The following is a 22,827-nucleotide window of genomic DNA, read 5'->3' as shown; positions in this document are numbered from 1 at the left end:
TTTCATATGCTATAATATTCCAAAAGTATAAGGAGGATAATTATGGAAAAGGGTATTATTACTGTTGTTGGGAAAGATCAAGTTGGAATTATTGCTAAAGTTTGTACATATTTAGCTGATAACAAACTTAATATTTTAGATATTTCTCAAACTATTATTCAAGGATATTTCAATATGATGATGATTATTGAATTACAAAATGCAACAAAAGATTTTGGTGCTATTTGTGATGAACTTAATGAATTAGGAAATGAAATAGGTGTTAATATCAAGTTACAACATGAAAATATTTTTAATAAAATGCATCGAATTTAAAGGAGATTAGAATGATTAATTTATTTGAAGTTGCAGAAACAAATAAAATGATTGAACAAGAAAATTTAGATGTACGTACAATTACTATAGGGATCAGTTTATTAGATTGTATGGATCATGATATTGATGTTTTATGCAAAAATATATATAACAAAATAACAACTGTAGCAAAAGATTTAGTTAAAACGGGTGAAGAAATTGAAAAGAAATATGGTATTCCAATTGTTAATAAACGTATTTCTGTTACACCTATTGGTTTTGTAGGTTCTAATGCATGTAAATCAACAAAGGATTTTGTTAAAATTGCTAAGACTTTAGATCGATGTGCTGCCGAACTTAAAGTTAATTTTATTGGGGGATATAGCGCTATTGTTTCTAAAGGAATGACACCTGCTGAAAGACTTTTAATTGAATCTATTCCAGAAGCAATGAAAGTAACAAACAATGTTTGTAGTTCAGTAAATGTTGGTTCTACTAAAACTGGAATTAATATGGATGCTGTTAAATTAATGGGTGAAATTATTAAAGAAACTGCTGATTTAACAAAAGAAAATGACTCAATTGGATGTGCTAAACTTGTTGTTTTATGTAATGCACCTGATGATAACCCATTTATGGCTGGAGCATTTCATGGTGTAAGTGAAGCTGATTGTATTATTAATGTTGGTGTAAGTGGTCCAGGAGTTGTGAAAAACGCAATAGAAAAATGTAAAGGTGAAGATTTTGGTAAATTATGCGAAACAATCAAAAAAACTGCTTTTAAAATTACTCGTGTGGGTCAACTTGTTGCTCAAGAAGCTTCAAAAATGTTAAATATCCCATTTGGAATTATTGACTTATCTCTTGCACCTACACCAGCTGTTGGTGATAGTATTGCAGATTGCTTAGAAGGTATGGGATTAAAGAGTGTAGGAGCACCTGGAACTACTGCAGCATTAGCAATACTTAATGATCAAGTAAAAAAAGGAGGCGTAATGGCATCATCTTATGTTGGGGGACTAAGTGGTGCATTTATTCCTGTAAGTGAAGATCAAGGAATGATTAATGCTGTAGAAAATGGAGCATTAACACTTGAAAAATTAGAAGCAATGACATGTGTATGTAGTGTCGGATTAGACATGATTGCTATTCCTGGTAAAACATCATCAGCTACTATTTCTGGTATTATTGCTGATGAAATGGCTATTGGTATGATCAATCAAAAAACAACAGCTGTAAGAATCATTCCAGTAACTGGAAAAGATGTAGGTGAAACGGTTGAATTTGGAGGATTATTAGGTTATGCTCCTATTATGCCTGTTAATGAATTTGATTGTTCAGAATTTATAAATCGTGGTGGAAGAATACCAGCACCAATTCATAGTTTTAAAAATTAGAGGAAACTCTAATTTTTTAATATATAAAAAATATTGACGATAATAAATTTGCATTATACAATATTTACGTCACGGGGGTATTATATGGATTATATGGATAGAGAATTACACGAAGAATGTGGTGTTTTTGGGATAATTGGTCATCAAGATGCATCACAAATATGTTATTATGGATTACATAGCTTACAACATAGAGGTCAAGAAGCTGCTGGTATCTGTTGTGAAAACAATGGTAAAATGATTTTTCATAAAGGCGAAGGACTTGTTACAGAAGTATTTAACCAAGATAAATTAAAAGAGTTACAAGGTAATTCAGCTATTGGACATGTTAGATATTCTACTGCTGGTGGAGGTGGAATTGCTAATGTTCAACCATTTGTATTTAGAACTATGCAAGGATCTATGAGTATATGTCACAATGGAAACTTAGTTAATGCAAATATTCTAAAACAAGAATTAGAAGAACAAGGAAGCATTTTCTCTTCAACTTCTGATACTGAAGTATTAGGGCATCTTATTAAAAGACAAAGTGGACATATGATTGATAGAATATGTACTTCTTTAGATAAATTAGATGGTGCATTTGCATTTTTAATCATGGTTGATAATAGAATTTATGCTGCAAGGGACAAATATGGATTACGACCTTTATCAATTGGAATTTTACCAAATGGTGCTTATGTGTTTGCATCAGAAACATGCGCATTAGATGTCGTTGGAGCAAAATTTGTAAGAGATGTTGAACCAGGTGAAATTGTTAGGGTAAAAGATGGAAAATTATTAAGTAAGATTTATACAAAAGATCCATTACAAGATAAAATATGTGCTATGGAGTATATTTATTTTTCAAGACCTGATAGTAATTTAGATGGTATAAACGTTCATACAACAAGAAAATTAGCTGGTAAGCAATTATATTATGAAAATCCTATCGATGCAGATGTTGTTATTGGTGTTCCAGATTCATCGATTTCAGCAGCAATTGGATATTCAGAAGCATCAGGAATTCCTTATGAAATGGGATTGGTAAAAAATAAATATGTGGGTAGAACATTTATACAACCAACTCAAGAAATGAGAGAACAAGGTGTACGAATGAAGCTGTCTGCAGTATCGGCAATTGTCAGTGGAAAAAAAGTAGTTATGATTGATGATTCAATTGTACGAGGAACAACTTCGAAAAGAATCGTAAGACATTTAAAAGATGCTGGTGCAACAGAAGTACATGTTAGAATTGCTTCTCCAGCTATTAAATTTCCATGTTTTTATGGTGTAGATACATCTACAATAGAAGAATTAATTTCTAATAAAATGAATGTTGAAGAATTATGTAAATATATTGAAGCTGATAGCCTTGCGTTTATTAGTGAAGAAGGATTAAAAAAATCTATTCATTTTTCAAAAGAACATACATGTGGGTTATGTATGTCTTGCTTTAATGGAAATTATGTAACTAATCTATATGATTCATTTGATAAAGCAAATAAATTTGAAAAATAATTTATTTTGATATTATTCAACAATTATTGATCATATTTATTGAAATATTTCAATTTTTACTGTATTCTTTAGATGTTGGTAGTAGGATCATCTTAAAATTAGAGATATCCTACAAGAGCGATATTTATTGGTAATTTAAAATAACGAGGGGGTTTCTCATATTTTAATTATCAAATGATGTGGGGCAAATTTTGCCCCACGTTTTTTTATACATTAGAAGTCAATTTTGGAAATATCTAAATCTGACGATGTATCAACATCATCATTTTTTATTAGAGCCAGCTGTATATCACCTATTCGGTTAGAAATCGATGCCAGACTATTAAGAATATCTTCTAAAATTACATCTTCTTCGACAATAATTGGTTCATTATCTTCATCAATAACAAGTGTAAATACTTTTTTCATTTTAATTTTTGTCCTTTCTTATACATGTAAAATAGTATGTCGTATCATCATTTAAAGTGCAGAGAATACAATTACGGAATCTTTCCCAGTTCAGATAGCCATTCGAAGCATGTTTGATAAGTTTAATAGTCTTATTTCTGTTTTCAACGATGGTAGTGTTCATTCTTCTTTTTGATTTGTCATCTACAATGATAAAGCTAAGGTTGCATTTGGAGATTTAAGATCCTTGAGAACATTGGATACAGTAACAATAGAGAGTCTACCTCCAAAAAAAAGAAATATAATCAATAATAAAGGAAACATGAGAAGACGATAAAAAATCTTTATTTTTTAAAACATCAATGATGATATCAAAAGAAACAATAGAATAAGGAATCGTATCTTCAATCAGGACAGCATGGGTAGAATTACAAGATGGGCATTTAAGGCGTAATATTCTGATGGTATGATTTCGATCAAAGATATCGACATAGCGATCATAGTAGGCATGAATGATCAAACCGTTGGAATGACAAGGAAAATGAAAAATGAAATGTTTTATGGATTTGAAAATACATTTGAATCATTAGATAATTTAAAACAAGCGATGATAGATTATATTCATTATCATAATAATTTTAGAAATACAGTAAAGGGAAAAGGCTTAACTCCTTTACAAATTAGGAATCAAGCCTTATCATTAAGTTAATTATTTTTTGTCCAACAAAGTCGGTTCACTATAATGCCCCTGGATTATTTATAGCTTGAGAAATCCCCACGATTTTTTAGTTACTCTATTTATTTTTAATATTGCTTTTTATTTTAACAACATTATATACAAATAAATAAAATATATTTGCTCTCATTGAAATGATTTTTTATATTACTATAATACTTGTTGTTTTACTGTTTGGCATTCTAGATGTTAAAAATAGAAATCATTTAGTATAAGATTAAAATGTACGAATTGGAGTTGTTAATTTACAAATTATTTTGTATGAAATCGAACAGGGTAAGTTATTTATGAAAATAAATTTAATAGTTTTTGTTATAAATGATAATATTTGAAATCAAATTACAAAATTTGAATTCGAGTAGATTAAATTGCTAAAAAAATATAAACTTATTATAGTAGATAAAAGATAAAGGAGAATTTCAAATGAAAAAAATCATGTTAGTTTGTTCGGCTGGAATGTCGACAAGTTTATTAGTAACAAAAATGGAACAAGCAGCAGAAAAAGTAGGAGATGAAGTAGAAATCTTTGCTCTTCCAATGTCTGATGGAATTAACAGACTTTCAACTGTGGATTGTGTTTTACTTGGCCCACAAGTTAGATTCAATTTAGGAAAAATTAAAGAAGAAGCTGCCAAAGTCAATCCAGGACTTCCAGTAGATGTTATTGATATGAAAGATTATGGAATGATGAATGGTGAAAAAGTATACAATTATGCTAAAAAACTAATGGATGAATAAATTTTAATAAAAATACTATTATAATTTTTAAGATCTATTATTTATAGAAGGAGAATAATTTACATTTTGCATTTATTCTCCTTTTAAATTTTAACTATTAGCAAAGTAATGTAATTTGCCCAGAAGGCGTCGAAACAGAAGTTATGAATAGTCAAAAAATATTAGCCAATTTGGTGGGGGGGGGGTATAGATTATATAACTTTTAGGACTAATTTCAAGAATAAAAATCCCGTTCATTGAAAAATTAAAATAAAAGAATAAAATATAAGAGGAGTAAAAAGATTGCTCTGATTAGTTTATCTTATTACATAGAAAAGTAATCACAAACTTTCCAGGCTGGTGATTACTTTTTTTCTTTTCAATCTTTTAAACGTTTTAAACTTTTTAAAAATAAGAAAATAAAAACGACTTGCTTATTTTCCTGTTTTCAAAATTTCTAATTCGTGGTAAAATTAATTTACTGATGACAAAAAACTAGTGTATTTAGCACTAGGATAGTTATTGTTTAAAATTAATCAAATCAAATTTGCGTCTAGTTTAAACAGCGCGAATATGACAGAAAAACTATATTAGAAAAAAATTCTCAATCCAAAATTTCGAAGTGTAGAATATATTATTGCCGTTAGCAAAAAGGACATTAAGTTGTCCTTTTTATTTTTGCACCTTTTTCTAATTTTTAACTTTTTGTTTTACATCCTTCTTACTATTCTACTTAAATTCATATTCTTTTAAATGAAGTCCATCAACTATTGTCAATTCAAAATACATTTCATAAAAATACTGATTAAAAATTATCATTATCATCTTATATCCATTTATATCAATTCTTTTCATTGTGTCAAAAACAATGTTTATTTTATCAACGTAATATACATCCTCTTTAACAGCTAAAGCCAACAAACTTAATCCATATGATTATATTGAATTCATTCTGGATTATTTACCTCAACAAGATCTTGTTGAGGATCCAAAGAAATTGGATTGGTTCTTACCATGGAGTGAAGAAATAAAAGAAGAATTTGAAATAAAATCCGACTAAATTGATTATTATATCAATTCAATCGACTTCTTTAAATACACTATTTTATTTGGCGCTTACGATCTATTATATACAAATTTATGATTTTTTAAAGTAAACAATACTAACGAACATCACGTTTTTAATTAGAACAATTTTATATTTACCTTTAAATTTAATTTTTGAAATAAAAATAGTAAAATATATTTAGATTTACACTATAATTTAATTGAGATATACAAAAGGAGAGAAATTATGAAAAAATGTAAGTATTGCAACAAAAAAAATATAGAAGATGATTTTTGTAGTGACGATTGTAAAAACAAGGGAGAAAGATATTTTAATTATTGGAAAAAATATAAATACTTCTTTGGATTAATTATAGCAATAAGTATATTTGTAATTATCATGCAGGTTGCTTTATACCCTGAATATATCATTGTATCTAAAATTTTGACTTTAGTATTAGGATTAACATTTTTTATATTTCCTTTTGGAAACACTATAGATTCAATTGGAATAAAAAATACTGTATATATTGTTCGTACGATTTCAACAATATTAATAATATTAGGTATTGTTTCTATTGTATTCGATTTTAAATGGCTATTATTATAAGACACTATGATTACACTTCGGGCTATTATTAGTTTAGGAATATTTTTCTTTATAACTTGTATTTTACCAATAGTTTTAATTGTATACTCTATAAAAAAATCTAAAAAACATGATATGGATTATTTTGGGGATATGCTTATTTTTGCTACCCCAAATAATTTTTAGAATTCCTGTTATTTCATCCATACAATCTAAAAATCCTTTACTTAATAATTTTTGGGTGGATTTAATTGTATTTAGTTGTTTGATTCCCAATAACTTTGAATTTTAGTACGCATATCTTTGAAATATAGTGTGTTTTCCATGTTAAAAATTTCACCTCGATACGCTTAATTGTATCAAGAAAGAAATTAAATTGAAGACTTGACTTTTATTTTATTAAAAATAATTGAAGATATTGCTATTCTACAACTAATTAAATGATTAATTATTAATCTATGCTAAAATAAGTATAAAGAATTTTATTTGAGTGTGGTGATAATATGAAATCTTTTTCAAAACAATTAACAGAAGATATGGCCGATTTATTATTTGGATCATTAAAAATGTATTCAAACTATAGTGATATTAAAAGAAGATTGGAAGATTTTTTATCGAAAGTCACTTGTGATGATATCGATGTACCTATTGAAGAATTTCTTGATTTATATGATATGAGAGCATATAACTTTGATTCTAAAAGAGCTGATATAAAAGTATTAAAAAATTATAAATTTAAAGGTGCTTATGCTTTGTATAATGTTGATAAAAATTTCTATTACACAGGATTTAGCAATGATATTTTTAGAAAGATAGATAGACATTTTAGAGGTTATGGTAATATTCGTTTATACGAAGAATGGTAAAATGGAGATAATTTTGTTGTAAAAATGAGCTTTAGTGATGAAGATAACGATGATCCAGAAGAATTACAAAAGGATTTAGATGAATATTTTGAGAAACGAAGAATAAGTGTTGAAGATAGACTTGAGAAACAACGATTAGAGGAAGAAAGGTTACAAGCACAAAAAAGAGCAACCAGAGAAAAAAGAAAAAGATTTTTTTATCTTCCTCGTAAACTATTTTTTGCTTTAATTATTCTTCTGGCGATCACTTTTGCAGCAGGATAAGGTTTTATAAGGATTGGAATATAATAGAATTTTATATTCTTCAGAAATATCCTTATTACAAAATATTGTTAGCAGATAGAAAACAAATTGATTCATTAAAACATTCAAAAAAACGAAATACAAGAGTACAAAGTAAAATACCAAAACAAAAAAACAATTAAATAAAACATCAAAATTTAATCCTAAAAGAAACTACACCCGAAATATTTTTGAATTATACGAAGTTAATGGCACAATTATAAAATTACAATTGATCAAAAGTACAAATAATCATTTAAAAAAAGATCATGTTATAAAGGATGTTGTAGTCAACATACCTTATGTTTCTAAAGTGAATAAACTCTATAACTTATTGAATGTTTCCGTTCATTATTGTAAAGAATGCAATCTATACTTTGATTTTTATGAATCTGGACAATAATCATAAAAATGCTACGGAAAAAGAATTATATAAAATAAAACATTTATTGAGAGTGAAATTAATTCCAGAACTTGATGAACTGGATAACAAACTTAAAACAAATACAGTTGAAGATATCATAGAAGATCATCCTGAAATGGATAAAATTATTAGAAAAAGAAAAGAAATAAGCAAGGAACTAGAATTATGGCAAAAGAAAATCGACTTGATGAATATGCAGAACAATTAGATGTATTTATTGAAAAAAGAAAATTAGATTTAAATAATTCAATTGCATTAATTAATAATCCAAAGATAACTGTAACTGATGTAGCAAAAGAATTGAACATTAATCGAAGTACAATTCATCGAAATAAAGAATTAACAGATAGAATTGAAAAAGCAAATGAAGAATTATTAGCAATTAAAAATAAAACTGGAAATTTAAACGAACATATAAAAATGTTAGAGCATGAAATTGAACTCTTAAAGAAGAGAGAGCAAGATTATATGTTATTGAAAGAAAGCTATAATCAATTAGTAGATGCATTCACTAATAGTAACTAATTAAAATATTTATATAACATTTATTAATCTATCAGTTTATAAAATAGTATCTAATTAATACAAATTCTTAAAATTCGTAATATTCTAAATTATAAATAATCTATAACTTTGAATATAAAAAAAGATTATATAGATACTATTTTTCTTTAAAAATAATGCAACACTATAAAGATTAACAATCCATATTTGGAATATAATAGATAAAAAATAGTGATGCATTATAAAAACCATAAGAAAAAGCCTTATCCGTTACAGGGAAAGACTTTTGAAATGCAACACTTTTTCGACTAGACAAACTTCGCATAATGTATATTATATAACTTTTATAGTATATATAAATAGTTTTTTATTATTTTAACTATTTATATACTTGTATTAGATAATAATAAAATATGTGCATAACATGACAAGTATTACGGAAATAAACATAACAAATATGAATATAAGTTTATTATTACTTTTAAGATTTTTATATAAAGCTAGAAATGAAACGATAAATAATAATATAGATAAAAGATAAAATGAATATAAAATAACATTACTGTGCATTTGAATTGCAAATATAAATAATAAAACTCCTAATAAATCCGCAAATAATGAATAAAGAATGATTTTTCTATTTTCCATTTTTCTATCCCTATTTTAATAATTCTAATATAGATGAACCTATACCATTATATTTAACATTGAAGTTATCGCAAATTGTAGAACCGATAATTCCAAAAGAATCACCATCATTTAATACTTTCATTTCATTAAATTGTTTTGAATAAATTATAAGTGGTACTTGTTCACGTGTATGATCTGTTCCTCTATATGTTGGATCATTTCCATGATCAGCAGTAACTATTAATAAATCATCTTCTTTTAATTCATTTATTAATTCTCCTAATTGTACATCGAATTCTTCAATTGCTTTTCCATAACCAGCAGCATTTCTTCTATGCCCATAGACCGCATCGAAATCAACTAAGTTAATAAATGCTAAACCATTAAAATTGTCACTTGCTAATTCAATAGTTTTATTCATACCATCTTCATTACTTACTGTTTTAATTTTTCTTGTAATCCCTTGATCAACAAATATATCTGGTATTTTACCTACACCTATAACATCTAATCCCGCATCTTTTAAAGAATCAAGCGCAGTTTTAGAAAATGGGGCTAATGCATAATCATGTCTATTAGATGTACGAGTAAAATGTCCTTCTTTTGTTCCTATATATGGTCTAGCGATAACTCTACCAACCTTCCATTTATCATCCATAGCTATTTCTCTAGCAATTTGACATGCATGATATAATTCTTCTAATGGGATAATATCTTCATTTGCAGCAATTTGAAAAACAGAATCGGCAGAAGTATAGACTATCCAATCCCCCGTTTTGATTTGATGTTCTCCATACATATCTAGAATTTTAGTACCACTACATGCAATATTTCCTACACATTTTCTACCAGTTTTTTTCTCAAATAGGTCAATAAATTCTTTAGGAAAACCAGTATCTGTAAATGTAATAAAAGGTTTTTCTGTTTTAAGCCCCATCATTTCCCAATGTCCAGTCATTGTATCCTTACCATTCGATGCTTCATTTAATTTTAAAATATAAGCTTGTGGGTTTTGTGTTTTGGCAACACCTTTAAAATCACCTAAATTACCAAATCCTAAATTTTGCAATGTTGGTATATTTAAACCATCACATATTGAACAAATATGACCAACGGTATTTGCTCCAAAATCATTATATTTTTTTGCATCTTTTGCATTTCCAATTCCCATTGAATCACAAACAATGAGAAAAATTCTATTAAATTTCATGAATACTATCTCCTTTTTTTATTTTTGCTCTTAAATGATATTTATTATAATCATCAATAATTTTATTATTTGAAACATGAGTATAAATAGTGGTTGTTGAAATATCACTATGCCCAAGTAATTCTTGAATAGAACGTAAATCAGCACCATTTTCATACAAGTGAGTTGCAAATGTATGTCGAATAGTATGAGGCGACACTTTCTTTTTGATATTTGCATTTATACATGCTTCTTTTAGGATTTTATAAAAATACTCACTAGATATTTTATTTAAATGATTATTAAAAAACAAGTAATCATTATCTTTAAAATCTAATTTAGGGTATCTAAAATCATAAATATAACATGATAAAATTTCACATACATAGTCATTTAAAGGCAAAAGCCTTTCTTTATCCCCTTTTCCAATTACGTTTAAATATTTCATTTTTAAATTTAGTTGTGATAATTTTAAATTACACAATTCAGAAACTCTCATACCTGTTGCATATAATAGTTCTAGCATAGCTCTCGTTCTAGCATTTTTAAAATTATCCATTTCAATACTATCAAGTAATGTTTTTATTTCTTCCATATTTAAAACCTGTGGAAGTCTTTTAGTGTTTTTTGGTAAATCAAAAGTCTCCATAAGATTTTTTTTAACAATTTCTTCTTTCATCAAAAATTTATAAAATGAGCGTAGTGAAACCATTTTTCGTGATAAAGAAGATGCTGCTAAAGATGTAAATTGTTGTAAATATTTTCTAATCATATCTTTATCAATTTGATTGATTAAAACAACTTGATTTTGTTTTTGAATATAGTTTATAAAATGTTCAAGATCTCGCATATAATTTTTTAATGTATTATCTGATACCTTTTTTTCTATTAATAAATATTGTTTATATTCGCTAAGTGCATCATATATGTTCATATTACCACCATATTTATTATATCACGAATGATTATTGAAGAACAATTTTATATAAGGTAAATTTTTAACAGTGCAGATATGAATATTAAAAAACATATAATAATTAAGTAATTTAAAATATAATTAAATAAATATTTTAAACTGAAGTTATCTTTTTGTATGAAAGTTAATTTGAAACTTTGTATAGAAAGATAAGTTGACATAAAAGACATCACATACGTAATTAAAATTTCAATAATCATTTGAGGTAATACAATAATAAAAATATTATGAAACGAAAGAAGCGATTGATAATATTTAAAAATAAAAGAAATAATACATAAAATTCTATAAATGATTCCAATTGATATAACTGGAGCACCAATAAAACTTGTTGCTGAAACCATGATGATTATTATGTACATAAACGTACATAATAGATATGAATTTAGTTGATGTGTTTTAAAGAATATGAGATCAACCGAAATTTTATAAAGAGAATATTTATTTAATGAAAAAAATATAATTGAAATAATTGTTGAACAAAGAAAATTTAAGAATAAATATTGATGTAAATACATATTTTTCTTTTGAATAAAAAAAGACATCATATCTCCTCCTATAGCATAGGATATGATGTATTCTTTTTTTTATGATTATTCTTTTCTGTACTTGTTTTTTGATTTATTTAATAAAGCAGAAGCCGTTGTCAAATGATATTTATTCTCACTATTAATTTTATTGATTACATCCTCTGTTGTTTTTATTTTATTTTTCTCAATATTTTTGTCAAATAGACTTACTTGTTTTTTATAACTGCTTCGATTGATAACATTATTTAACGAAACTCCAATAAGTCTAAGAGGTTTTCCACTATAATTTTTATCAAATAAGTATTTTGCAGTAGAAAGTATTATCTCATATTCATTGATATAATCAATTAAAGGAGTTTGTCGTGTAACTGACTCAAATCGAGAATACTTAATCGTAATACTGATCGAATTGCCAATCAAATTTCTTTTTTTTGCTCTAAATGAAACTCTAGAACATAATATACGTAAAGTTTCATAAATAGTCTCTATATCATTTGTATCGTATTGTAAGGTTGTTGAATTACCTACAGATTTTAATTCGTTTTTTTCAGTATTTACTTTAGAAATATCTATTCCATTGGCTTTTCTATATAATAGAAGTGCATTTTTCCCAATAATCTGACGTAATTTATTATAGTTATCATAATTAGCTACATCTCCAATAGTTAAAATGCCCATTTCTTTGAGTTTAGGTGCAGTTTTTTTACCGATTCCAAACATTTCAGAAACATCAAGGGGCCAAAGTAATTGTTTATAATTAGATTTATTTAAAATGGTAATACCCATTGGTTTTTTCATATCACTAGCCATTTTAGCCATAAATTTATTAGGAGCAATTCCAATAGAACATTTTAGTTTTAATGTATTTAAAACATCATTTTGAATGATTTTTGCAAGTTTGTAAGGATGAATATTATGTTCGATAATGTAATTAGAAAAATCAACATAACATTCATCAATACTTGCTATTTCTAACAAAGGACTATATGTTGAAATCAATTCAAAAAATTGACTTGATAAACGTCTATATAAATCAAAATTTACGGGTTTTATGATTAAATTTTTACATAATTGTTTAGCTTGAAATAATGGCATTGCAGAATGGATTCCATATTTTCTTGCTTCATATGAAGCAGTAGAAACAATCGCACGCCTGTTATTTCCAGATATTACTAAAGGTTTTCCTTCCAAAGAAGAATCATTTGCCATTTCAGCACTTGCATAAAATGCATTTAAATCTATATGAAATATAATTTGCATATAGCAGCTCACTCCCTTAGCAACATTGTAACATATTTTAATTATAAATAGTGCCCTTTATTTGCTAATGCTGTTTTATGTGCTAATCTCAATTTATCGGCAATCATTGCAATAAATTCAGAATTTGTTGGTTTAGATTTGGAAGCAGATACTGTGTATCCAAAGATATCATCAATGGCCTCAGTATTTCCTCTATTCCATGCAACTTCGATTGCATGTCGGATAGCTCTTTCTACTCTTGAAGAAGTGGTATTATAATTTCTTGCAATTTCTGGATATAGTACTTTCGTTACTTGACCTAAAATATCAATATTATCATATGTTTTCATAATTGCTGTTCTTAAATACATATATCCTTTTATATGAGCAGGAATACCCACTTCATGTAAAATTTCTGTGATTTCATTTTCGATTTTAACTTTTTGAATTTTTTCAGTTTCATTAACATGAGTCTCATTGATTTTTGTCTCATCTGAAAAAACGCGTTTAATAACATCCATAAAATAATTAAAATCAAAAGGAATTTTAAAACAATAGCTTACATTTAATTTTTCTAGTGCATTACTTATCAATGGACTAGTAAAACTTGTAATACATACAACTTTTTGATAAGCATTTTTATTGACTTCCCTCACTTTCTCTAATACTCCGACACCATCAATATCAGTGAGCATCAGATCAATAACTAATAAATCACAATTGTTTGTTTTAAAAAAAGTAATTGCATCACCTGCACTATTAGCAGTACCTACAATTTGATAATTGGAAAATTTTTCAAATTGTTGTGCTATACCTTCTAACAGTTCATGATTTTCCACAATAATAAAGATTTTCTTTTTTTCCATAATTACCTCCCATCCACTACCAACAACCATATTATATAAAGTATTCTAATTTATGTTTAGATTTTAGATAAAAATTAACATAAATTTATAAATTTAATAACTAATATTTAGTATTTTTAAAAATATATCTACATTTTTCTTAAGTATTTTTTATTATTTGTCGAATTTTAGAAAAATAAGAAATACAAATTATTACATGTTTTGTTAAAAATAAGATAAAATTAGTATTATTTTTTTATAAAAGCCATGTCAAAAACATGGCTTTTATTCGTTATCTATCATCCATTGTATATACATGCCATACCCTTCCAATATCTCTGATTTACTTGCATGTGTAACACAACCTATTAATTTGTTATTTTGAATGATCGGAGAACCACTCATACCTTGAATAATACCATGACATTGTTCTATGATTTTTTGATCTGTAACAATAAATTTTATTCCTTTTTCCATAGGTTTATCTTGTTTTAATAGATCAGTAATTTTTATCTTACATTTTTCTACATTATTTTCATTTAAAACCGTTAGAAAATAGGCATCTCCTAATTTAACTTCATCTATGGTAGCAGTTTTATAAACATTTTTATTTGGAAGATTATTAATTTTCCCATAAACGCCAAAATTATTATTTTTTTCTATCTCACCTATAGATTGATTATCAATATTACCAATTTTTTGACCTATATTGTATGACTCGGTTTTCTTTATACCTTTTATGGAAGCAGAATACAGTGAACCATCATTTATATCAAGATCATCATCAACCATATTGTGCCCCAAACAAGCAAATTTGCCTGTATTTAATTGATAATAGGTAACAGTTCCTATTCCTTTAGCACAATCTTTTACATATAACCCTGTACTAAATTCAGCATTATTTTTATAAATTTTCATAGTTTTATGATAAATATTCGATGCCCTTTTTATTGTGAATTCTAAATTACTTGTATTGCAATTTTTTATTATATTTGTTAAATCATCAATTGTTTTAACATTTTTCTTTTCAACACTGGTAATAATATCATTGATTTCAAAATAATTAGATGGATCAATAATTTCATTGTCAACTTTTATTTTATAGAAACCAGTAATGCAAACACCATCATAATTTAATATTATTCCAACAGATTCTCCTCCAATTAAAACATCAATTGCATTAATAGGTACTATCATTAATATAATAGATAGACAACAGGTATAGAAGGATATTTTAAGCTTTTTAAAAAGCATAGATACCTCCTGTAGCTTTTTTTTGCTACAACATATTTTGGTATCTATGCTTTAATTTTATACACATATTTCTTTCAATTTTTTTGCATGGTCTATAGATTGTTGTGTAATTTCTTTACCAGAAATCATTTTAGCTAATTCATAAACACTTTCTTTTTCATTAAGTAATCTTACATGTACTTTACTTGTGTTATCCATTTGCTCTTTTTCAATAAACAAATGGTTATTAGCAAAACATGCGACTTGAGCTAAATGTGTAATACAAATAACTTGTTGTTTTTTTGAGATTTTTTTCATAACGTACCCAATGCTTTCAGCCACTTTACCACTGACTCCTGTATCTGCTTCATCAAAAATGATTGTACCACCATCTTTTGAATTTTGTGAAACAGCTTTAATTGCTAGCATAATGCGTGATAATTCTCCACCTGAAGCAATTTTTTGAAGTGGTTGAAGTGGTTGACCACTATTTGTTGAAACAATAATTTTAACATTATCTATTCCGTTATCATTAAAATCATTAATTTGAAAATCAAATTTAAATTGAACTTGTTGAAGATACATTTGATTTAAAATATATTTTACTTCTTTTTCTAATTCTAATGCTTTATTTTTTCTTAAAATAGAAATTTTTTTAGCATAGTAAATCAATTGATTTTCTGTTTCTTTAAGTTTTAAATTGATATTTTCAATCATTTGATCTCTATTTTTGAATAATTCTATTTTTTCTATTAAACTATTTTTAAAATCAATAATAGCATCAATTGTTTGGCCATATTTACGTTTAAGCTTGTTTAATTTGAAAAAGGTTTCTTGCACTTCATTATAATGTTCTTCACTAAAGTATGATTGAGAAAATTGATCATAAATATCTTGATTTATACCATCTACTGTATAATAAAGATCATATAGTTGATCATAATTGTGCTTAACATCATCAATTTCGAGATATGAAAGTTCGTTTAAACTTTGTTTGAAGAGATCCATTATTCCTTTTGAAGAATCCATTAATGCTTTATAGTTTTTAATATGTTGAGAATTTTTTTCATAATTTAATAGATTATTTCTCTCTTTTAAAAACTCTTCTTCATCAAAATTTTCTAAATCTAATTCTTCTATTTCTTCTAATTGAGCTAAATAAAAATCTAATTGTTCATCAGTTAATTCTTCTTTTGTTAAAGAAAGATATTTTTGATTTAGATTTTTATACGTTTGATAAAGAGTAAGGTATTCTTTTTTTAAATCAGTTAATTCATTTCCAATAAAATTATCTAATAGCTTTAAATGATAGGATTCATTAAATAATTGATGTGTTTCAAATTGAGAATGTATGTCTACAATTTGTGACATTATTTTTTTCAATAATAATTGACTAGAATTACGATAATTAATTTTGATTGCTGATTTACCATCGCGATTAATTTTTTTTGAAATAACAAGATGCTCATCAATGGGGAAATTATTATCCAATAAAATTTTATCTATTTCTTTATTAGAAGAAAAAACACCCTCAATAAATGCATAATCAGCTCCATTTTTTACAAATGATGGTTGACTACGTTGACCTATCAATTGACCAATAGCATCAATGATAATTGATTTCCCTGCCCCTGTTTCTCCAGTTAAAACTGTCATTCCTGATTGAAAGTCTATTTGAACTTGATCAATGATTGCAAAATTTTCTATATATAAACTTTCTATCATAGTATCACCCATCCTTTACCCTTTAAAACAAATATGTGCTTCATTTACAACATTTTCAATATCAATAGGATTATTTACTCCACCAACTTTAAAATGAGCTAAAAACTCAATATTACCTTCTCCACCGGTAATTGGAGAAAAAGACAATGCTTGTAAGCTCAAATGATATTCATTTGCATACGCAATGACATTTTCAATAACCTTTAAATGTGTTTTAGGATCTTTTACAATTCCCTTTTTCCCAACTTCATCTTTTCCTGCTTCAAATTGAGGCTTGATCAACGCTACAATATCATCATTTTCATTTAATATATCTTTAAGAGGGATAAAAATATGTTTCAAAGAAATAAAAGAAACATCAATCGTTGCAATATTAGGTATCCCATTTTCAAACAAATCACGGGTAGCATATCTAAAATTCGTTTTTTCTTTAACAATAACTCGTGGATCATTTCTTAATTTCCAAACAAGTTGATTCGTACCTACATCTACAGCATAAACACATTGTGCACCATTTTGAAGAGCACAATCTGTAAATCCTCCTGTTGAAGAACCAATATCAACCATAACACGATTTTGCATTGAAATATCAAATATTTTTAGTGCTTTTTCTAATTTTAAACCGCCTCTAGAAACATAGGGCATAACCGTTCCCTTTACAAAAAGCTCCATATCCACAGGAACTTTTGTACCAGGTTTATCAATAATTTCATGATCATTATGAACTATTCCAGCCATAACAGCACGTTTTGCTTTTTCACGCGAATCAAAGAATCCTTGTTCTACTAGTAATACATCAATTCTCTTTTTTTCCATTCATTAATTCCTCACATTTATTTATAACAGTATCTAAATCAATTTTTTCATCATCATATATTTCTTGTACAGATCCTTGCTTTGAATAATGATCTGCAAGTGCAATATGTTCAAAAGTTCTTAAAATATGTTTTTCATTACAATAAGTCAATAATATCGAACCTAATGATCCTGTTTTTAAAATAGTTTCATATACAAGAATCGGTTTATCATTTTCAGTAAATATTTTATGTACCATATCTTCATCTATAGGCTTAATAAATCTCGCATTTATAATTCTAATATTTAAATGTTTACTTTTGATTATTGTTTTTATCTTTTCAACATTATCACCATAACAAATTAAAGTCATTTTATAGTCATCTTTGCAAGATTCAATAGTCCAAGTACCTAATTCTAATTGATTATTATAATCAACTTTTATATCATCTATACTTCCTCTAGGTATTCTAATAAAATAAGGTTTATTAAAATTATGAAATGCTGTATTTACAAATTGACGAAGTTCTCTAGCATCTTTAGGAGCAAAAAGAACGATGTTAGGAATAGGTGATAAAATACTTACATCAAATACCCCATGATGCGTTGGGCCATCTTCTCCTACAATACCTGCACGATCAATACTGCAAAGACATGGTAAATCCATTCTAGCAATATCATGATTAATTTGATCATAAGCTCTTTGTAAAAAAGAAGAGTAGACAGAAATAAAAGGTTTTTTTTGAGAAATAGATAAACCTGCTGTAAAAGTAAGAGCATGCTCTTCAGCAATTCCTACATCAAAACATCTTTCTGGGAATACTTTAAATAAAGTATTCATTGCAGATCCTTTAATCATTGCAGGAGTAATTGAAACAATATCCTTATCAATTTTCATCCATTGTAAAACCTGATCAGATATAATTTCCGACCATGATTTTTTTGAAGGATTTCCAGAAGAAAGCACACGGCCATTTTTTACATTAAATGGTGGAGTTCCATGCCATTTACCTTCTTGATCATTTTCAGCAAATGAATAACCTTTTCCTTTTTCAGTAACAACATGTACAACGACACTCTTTTTATTCTTTTGTGCAAGTTGCAATACTCTTATCAATTCAACAATATTATGTCCATCCACCGGACCTAAATAATCAATACCAAAGTCTTCAAAAATAGTATCATTTATAAAACCTCTTTTTACAAAGTCTTTAATATATTTTGTAGCTTTATAAACACTTTCTCCTAATTTCCCATGTTGTAAAATCGAACGATAGTCATCTTTCATTTTATTATATGTATTAGACATACGCACATTATTTAGAAAGTTGTTCATGCCACCAATGCTTTTAGAGATTGACATTTGATTATCATTTAAAATTAAAATTACTTTATTATTAATTGAACCAAGATGATTTAAAGCTTCTAAAGATTCGCCGCCTACAATAGCTCCATCGCCTACTACAGGAACAATGCTAAAACTTTCTTTATTTAAGTCTCTTGCGATTGCCATTGCTACAGCTGCCGAAAGAGCTGTAGAAGAATGACCAGCTTCCCAAGCATCATGTTTACTTTCACAACGTTTTTGAAAGCCTGATAAACCATTGAATTTTCTTAAATGTGTAAAATCTTTTGCACGTCCTGTTAAAATTTTATGAACATAACATTGATGTCCTACATCAAAAAATATTTTATCTTCAGGTGAGTTAAACACATAATGCAAAGCAATAGTTAATTCAACAATTCCTAAATTACTTGATAAATGTCCACCTGTTTGAGAAACAGATTCAATAATAAATTGGCGAATATCCTTTGCTAAGTCATTCAATTCCTTTTCTGTTAATTCTTTTAAAAAAGAAGGACCTTTAATTTTTGTTAAATCCATTTATCTCACTCTTTTCCATAATTTTTCAATAATTTCCAAAATCAATCCATGATTTAGTGTTAAAGAATACACAAGTTGCTGAGCTTCATTAAATAGTAAATCAACTTCTTTTTGAGAATTTTCAATTCCTAAAAGTGTAACATAAGTTTCTTTATGATTTGCTTCGTCACTTCCTGTATTTTTACCCAATGTTTTGGCATCAGATGTCACATCTAAAATATCGTCTTGAATTTGAAATGCTAAGCCAATTTTATAACCTATTTGTTTTAAAATTTCTAAATCGTTTGGTGAGGCAATTAAAGCCCCCATTTGAAAGGCACAAGATAATAATTTTCCTGTTTTATAATGGTGAATTTTATCTAATGTTTCTTTTGAAAGCTTTTTACCTTCATTTTCAATATCATATTCTTGTCCTAAAATCATCCCGTTTATACCACTTGATGTATATAAACAAGAAACAAGTGAAAGTTTTAATGAATCATCTAGATTGGTTTGTAAAATGATGTTTACTGCTTCATTAAGAAGACCATCTCCTGCTAAAATTGCTGTTGCTTCACCAAATTGTTTATGACATGTTGGTTTTCCACGTCTTAAATCATCATTGTCCATTCCAGGTAAATCATCATGGATCAATGAATAAGTGTGTATCATTTCTAATGCACAAGCAATATCAATATACTTTCTATAATCAAGACCATATGCTCTAATCACTTGTAAAACAATTAATGGTCTAATTCGCTTTCCCCCTGCTTTTAAAGAATAATACATAGCTTCCTTAACCTTACTATCAGGATATTGAGATAAAATATTTTCAAGTCTTTGATTAATTTCATTTATAACATTATTCATTATTTTCTACCTCTACATCAAAATCTTCTAATTGACCATCAATAAGTATTTTAGAAACTTTATTTTCTACATTTCCTAATTTTTTTGAACAATATTGAGAAAGCTGTACGCCTTCTTGAAAAAGTTCAACACTATCATCTAAAGATGTTTCGTTATTTTCTAATAAATTGACAATTTCTTCTAATCGTTTTATTGCCTGTTCGAATGTCATTTTTTCCATATACATTACTCCTTATGAATCGTTGCTTTAACGTAACCGTCTTTTAAATAGATAGAAACATTATCTTCATTATTTAAATCATCTATACTTGAAACATATTGATTTTCTTTTTTTACTAAAGCATAGCCCCTTTCTAACGTTTGTAAAGGACTTAATGCATTTAATTTAGAAATCAACATACTTAAGTTATTTTGATTGGCTTTAAGTTTATTATGAAAATTTATTTTTAATAAATTTTCATATGTTTGAATCTTTTGTTGATAATGACTTACAAATACTTTATTTTGAGATTGTAATTGTAAATTAAGTTTTGTATAAATAACCATATTATTATTTAAACGTTTTTCCATGAGATTAGAAATTTTATCTTGTAAATAAGAAACATATTGTAAGTGATCACCATATAGTTTTTCAGGATTTTTAAATAAATAAAAGTGTGTTAAGCGATTTAATCTTGTATTCAATGTTTCAATTTTATACTTCATATTTGATTTTAAAAGACCATCTAACATTGATAAATGCTTATACATATCTTCTATATTAGGTGTGGCTTCAATAGCTGCATAGGTAGGTGTTAACGCTCTTAAATCACATACATAATCACATATTGTAAAATCTATTTCATGCCCTATTCCACAAATAATAGGTGTTTTTAATTCAAAAATTGTTCTTGCTAATGCTTCTTCATTAAAATTCCATAAATCCTCTAACGAGCCACCACCTCGTGCCAAAATAATGGTATTAAAGTGAAGTTCATCTACGAATTTCAAAGTTGAAATAATTTTCAAATATGCGTCTTTCCCCTGTACAGGTATAGGAAAAATGATAACTCTACACACAGGAAAACGTTTTTTTAAAGTACGCATTACATCCATTAATGCAGCACTAGGATATGCTGATAAAACAGCAATTTTGCTAGGGTAAGAAGGAATATTTTTTTTATATTTTTCATCAAACAAACCTTCTTGTAGTAATGATTTTTTCAAATTCTCAAATTTTAAAAATAATGAACCTACTCCATCAGGTTCAATATTTTTAACTATTAATTGATTATATCCTGTAACTGCATAAACAGAAACAGTTGCTTCTATTAAAACTGAATCACCATTTTTTACATCAAAATTTAATTGTTCAGCAAATCCTTTATACATAATCGCACTAATATGTGATTTACCATCTTTTAGTGTAAAATACAAATGACCAGAACTCATATTTCTTTTAAAATTAGATATTTCACCCTTGATGAAGACATGCTGTAATTGCATATCAACATCTATTTTTCGCTTTAAATAGTTATTTAAAGTAGAAACTGTTATATATTTTTTATCCAATGGCACCTAAAACTCCATTAATAAATTTATAAGCATCTTCATCACAGTATTTTTTTGCTAATTCAACTGCTTGATTAATTGAAATTTCTTTAGAAACTTCATTTCGTTCATAAATAGCTACATAAAGAATTGCTTTTTCCATTATAGAAAGACGATCAATTGACCATGATTTTTTCAAATTCTTTTCAATAAGAGGCACATATTCATCAATACGTTCAATCGTATTGAAAACAATTTCTTTACAAAGTTCAATTTCTCTTTCATCCATTCTTGGTTTATAACATTCGTTTAAATAATTCATAATTTCTTCTTCTGTTGAATTTGTTAAAAGATATTGGTAAACTGCAATAACAGCTTTTTCTCTAATTAATTTTTTTCTTACTTTTTCCATACACATTTCCTTCCAAAATATATTCATATTCTATCATAGTTTCTTACGAAATTAAATAAATAAACACAATAAAAAAGGAATTGCTAGACAATCCCTAGAATTTAATTTTATTGACATTAACATTCACTTTAACATTTCTAAAGCCCGTCTTTAGAAGTTATCACTATATTTTTTAGAACTACATTTAAACCATTTCTTTCAATATGTCGATTTTATCGGCTTTTTTTATACTTTTAATTTTTTTAT

The 22,827-nt window shown here is 26.8% G+C and carries 24 protein-coding genes and 1 pseudogene; 11 read left to right on the top strand and 14 right to left on the bottom strand.

All coding sequences use genetic code 11. The features are described 5' to 3' along the window. Positions 1-42: 42 nt before the first annotated feature. The 3 genes from LJD32_RS04750 to purF all read left to right on the top strand — a co-directional run bounded on the left by LJD32_RS04750 (position 43) and on the right by purF (position 3,191). Positions 43-315, top strand: coding sequence for an ACT domain-containing protein (locus tag LJD32_RS04750; protein ID WP_022000844.1), 273 nt, complete (start codon positions 43-45; stop codon positions 313-315). Between the two features lie 11 nt (positions 316-326). Next, a complete protein-coding gene (locus LJD32_RS04745; protein WP_175300893.1) occupies positions 327-1,691 on the top strand; it encodes a PFL family protein in 1,365 nt (454 codons plus the stop codon). A gap of 84 nt (positions 1,692-1,775) precedes the next feature. After that, positions 1,776-3,191, top strand: a complete 1,416-nt coding sequence (purF, locus tag LJD32_RS04740) for an amidophosphoribosyltransferase (RefSeq protein ID WP_032090053.1) — start codon at positions 1,776-1,778, stop codon at positions 3,189-3,191. 213 nt (positions 3,192-3,404) lie between these two features. On the opposite strand, the gene LJD32_RS04735 is transcribed toward purF, so the two are convergent. Further along, positions 3,405-3,599 (bottom strand): hypothetical protein, encoded by a 195-nt coding sequence (locus LJD32_RS04735; protein ID WP_175300895.1) that lies wholly within the window; start codon positions 3,597-3,599, stop codon positions 3,405-3,407. A gap of 259 nt (positions 3,600-3,858) precedes the next feature. Further along, entirely contained in the window at positions 3,859-4,098 is a 240-nt protein-coding gene (locus tag LJD32_RS15610) for a DUF6431 domain-containing protein (protein WP_227392175.1), read from the bottom strand. Here LJD32_RS15610 and LJD32_RS04725 point away from each other — a divergent pair. From LJD32_RS04725 to LJD32_RS04690, 8 genes and pseudogenes are all read left to right on the top strand, one after another. Continuing rightward, positions 4,087-4,287 (top strand): IS3 family transposase, encoded by a 201-nt coding sequence (locus LJD32_RS04725; protein ID WP_227392174.1) that lies wholly within the window; start codon positions 4,087-4,089, stop codon positions 4,285-4,287. The two genes, LJD32_RS15610 and LJD32_RS04725, sit on opposite strands and share 12 nt — an antisense overlap. Positions 4,288-4,737: 450 nt before the next feature. Continuing rightward, entirely contained in the window at positions 4,738-5,052 is a 315-nt protein-coding gene (locus LJD32_RS04720; protein ID WP_032090055.1) for a PTS sugar transporter subunit IIB, read from the top strand. Positions 5,053-5,947: 895 nt separating this feature from the next. After that, positions 5,948-6,091, top strand: a pseudogene (locus LJD32_RS15605) (hypothetical protein); the annotation flags it as partial. Positions 6,092-6,325: 234 nt separating this feature from the next. After that, on the top strand, positions 6,326-6,688 hold the full coding sequence (locus LJD32_RS04710) for a hypothetical protein (protein WP_227392173.1): 363 nt from the start codon (positions 6,326-6,328) through the stop codon (positions 6,686-6,688). Positions 6,689-7,170: 482 nt separating this feature from the next. Then, positions 7,171-7,533, top strand: coding sequence for a hypothetical protein (locus tag LJD32_RS04705; RefSeq protein WP_227360035.1), 363 nt, complete (start codon positions 7,171-7,173; stop codon positions 7,531-7,533). Between the two features lie 24 nt (positions 7,534-7,557). After that, positions 7,558-7,797, top strand: a complete 240-nt coding sequence (locus LJD32_RS04700; RefSeq protein ID WP_227392172.1) for a hypothetical protein — start codon at positions 7,558-7,560, stop codon at positions 7,795-7,797. A 395-nt stretch (positions 7,798-8,192) separates the two neighbouring features. Further along, positions 8,193-8,447 (top strand): hypothetical protein, encoded by a 255-nt coding sequence (locus LJD32_RS04695; RefSeq protein ID WP_227403806.1) that lies wholly within the window; start codon positions 8,193-8,195, stop codon positions 8,445-8,447. After that, complete coding sequence (locus LJD32_RS04690; RefSeq protein WP_227360031.1) at positions 8,405-8,764, top strand: sporulation transcriptional regulator SpoIIID; 360 nt, start codon at positions 8,405-8,407, stop codon at positions 8,762-8,764. The genes LJD32_RS04695 and LJD32_RS04690 overlap by 43 nt, the downstream gene beginning before the upstream one ends. Positions 8,765-9,401: 637 nt before the next feature. Here LJD32_RS04690 and LJD32_RS04685 read toward each other — a convergent pair. The 12 genes from LJD32_RS04685 to nusB all read right to left on the bottom strand — a co-directional run bounded on the left by LJD32_RS04685 (position 9,402) and on the right by nusB (position 22,581). Further along, positions 9,402-10,583, bottom strand: a complete 1,182-nt coding sequence (locus LJD32_RS04685; RefSeq protein WP_032090057.1) for a phosphopentomutase — start codon at positions 10,581-10,583, stop codon at positions 9,402-9,404. After that, positions 10,573-11,496, bottom strand: a complete 924-nt coding sequence (gene xerA, locus LJD32_RS04680; RefSeq protein ID WP_227392171.1) for a site-specific tyrosine recombinase/integron integrase — start codon at positions 11,494-11,496, stop codon at positions 10,573-10,575. Before xerA ends, LJD32_RS04685 begins: the two co-directional genes overlap by 11 nt. A gap of 635 nt (positions 11,497-12,131) precedes the next feature. Then, a complete protein-coding gene (locus LJD32_RS04675; protein ID WP_032090060.1) occupies positions 12,132-13,328 on the bottom strand; it encodes a DNA polymerase IV in 1,197 nt (398 codons plus the stop codon). 41 nt (positions 13,329-13,369) lie between these two features. Next, positions 13,370-14,173, bottom strand: coding sequence for a sporulation transcription factor Spo0A (gene spo0A / locus LJD32_RS04670; RefSeq protein ID WP_032090061.1), 804 nt, complete (start codon positions 14,171-14,173; stop codon positions 13,370-13,372). Between the two features lie 264 nt (positions 14,174-14,437). After that, the gene (locus LJD32_RS04665; protein ID WP_032090062.1) at positions 14,438-15,406 is read right to left on the bottom strand and encodes a SpoIVB peptidase S55 domain-containing protein; all 969 of its coding nucleotides are present in this window, start codon (positions 15,404-15,406) and stop codon (positions 14,438-14,440) included. Between the two features lie 57 nt (positions 15,407-15,463). Next, positions 15,464-17,110 carry a DNA repair protein RecN gene (gene recN / locus LJD32_RS04660; protein ID WP_227403805.1) on the bottom strand — a complete coding sequence of 549 codons (1,647 nt, stop codon included), beginning with the start codon at positions 17,108-17,110 and terminating at the stop codon, positions 15,464-15,466. A gap of 15 nt (positions 17,111-17,125) precedes the next feature. Next, on the bottom strand, positions 17,126-17,926 hold the full coding sequence (locus LJD32_RS04655) for a TlyA family RNA methyltransferase (RefSeq protein ID WP_227392732.1): 801 nt from the start codon (positions 17,924-17,926) through the stop codon (positions 17,126-17,128). Then, on the bottom strand, positions 17,907-19,790 hold the full coding sequence (gene dxs, locus LJD32_RS04650; RefSeq protein ID WP_227392733.1) for a 1-deoxy-D-xylulose-5-phosphate synthase: 1,884 nt from the start codon (positions 19,788-19,790) through the stop codon (positions 17,907-17,909). The genes LJD32_RS04655 and dxs overlap by 20 nt, the downstream gene beginning before the upstream one ends. Further along, positions 19,791-20,639 carry a polyprenyl synthetase family protein gene (locus LJD32_RS04645; protein WP_032090066.1) on the bottom strand — a complete coding sequence of 283 codons (849 nt, stop codon included), beginning with the start codon at positions 20,637-20,639 and terminating at the stop codon, positions 19,791-19,793. After that, a complete protein-coding gene (xseB, locus tag LJD32_RS04640) occupies positions 20,632-20,859 on the bottom strand; it encodes an exodeoxyribonuclease VII small subunit (protein ID WP_227392734.1) in 228 nt (75 codons plus the stop codon). The genes LJD32_RS04645 and xseB overlap by 8 nt, the downstream gene beginning before the upstream one ends. Before the next feature lie 5 nt (positions 20,860-20,864). Then, the gene (gene xseA / locus LJD32_RS04635) at positions 20,865-22,196 is read right to left on the bottom strand and encodes an exodeoxyribonuclease VII large subunit (RefSeq protein ID WP_227392735.1); all 1,332 of its coding nucleotides are present in this window, start codon (positions 22,194-22,196) and stop codon (positions 20,865-20,867) included. Further along, the gene (nusB, locus tag LJD32_RS04630; RefSeq protein ID WP_032090068.1) at positions 22,183-22,581 is read right to left on the bottom strand and encodes a transcription antitermination factor NusB; all 399 of its coding nucleotides are present in this window, start codon (positions 22,579-22,581) and stop codon (positions 22,183-22,185) included. Before nusB ends, xseA begins: the two co-directional genes overlap by 14 nt. Positions 22,582-22,827 lie beyond the last annotated feature (246 nt).

The organism is Faecalibacillus sp. TM498 (assembly GCF_020589955.1).
Classification (GTDB): Bacteria; Bacillota_I; Bacilli_A; order Erysipelotrichales; family Coprobacillaceae; genus Faecalibacillus; species Faecalibacillus intestinalis.
Note: the sequence above shows the minus strand (reverse complement) of the source record. Positions and strands in the feature narration are given on the sequence as shown.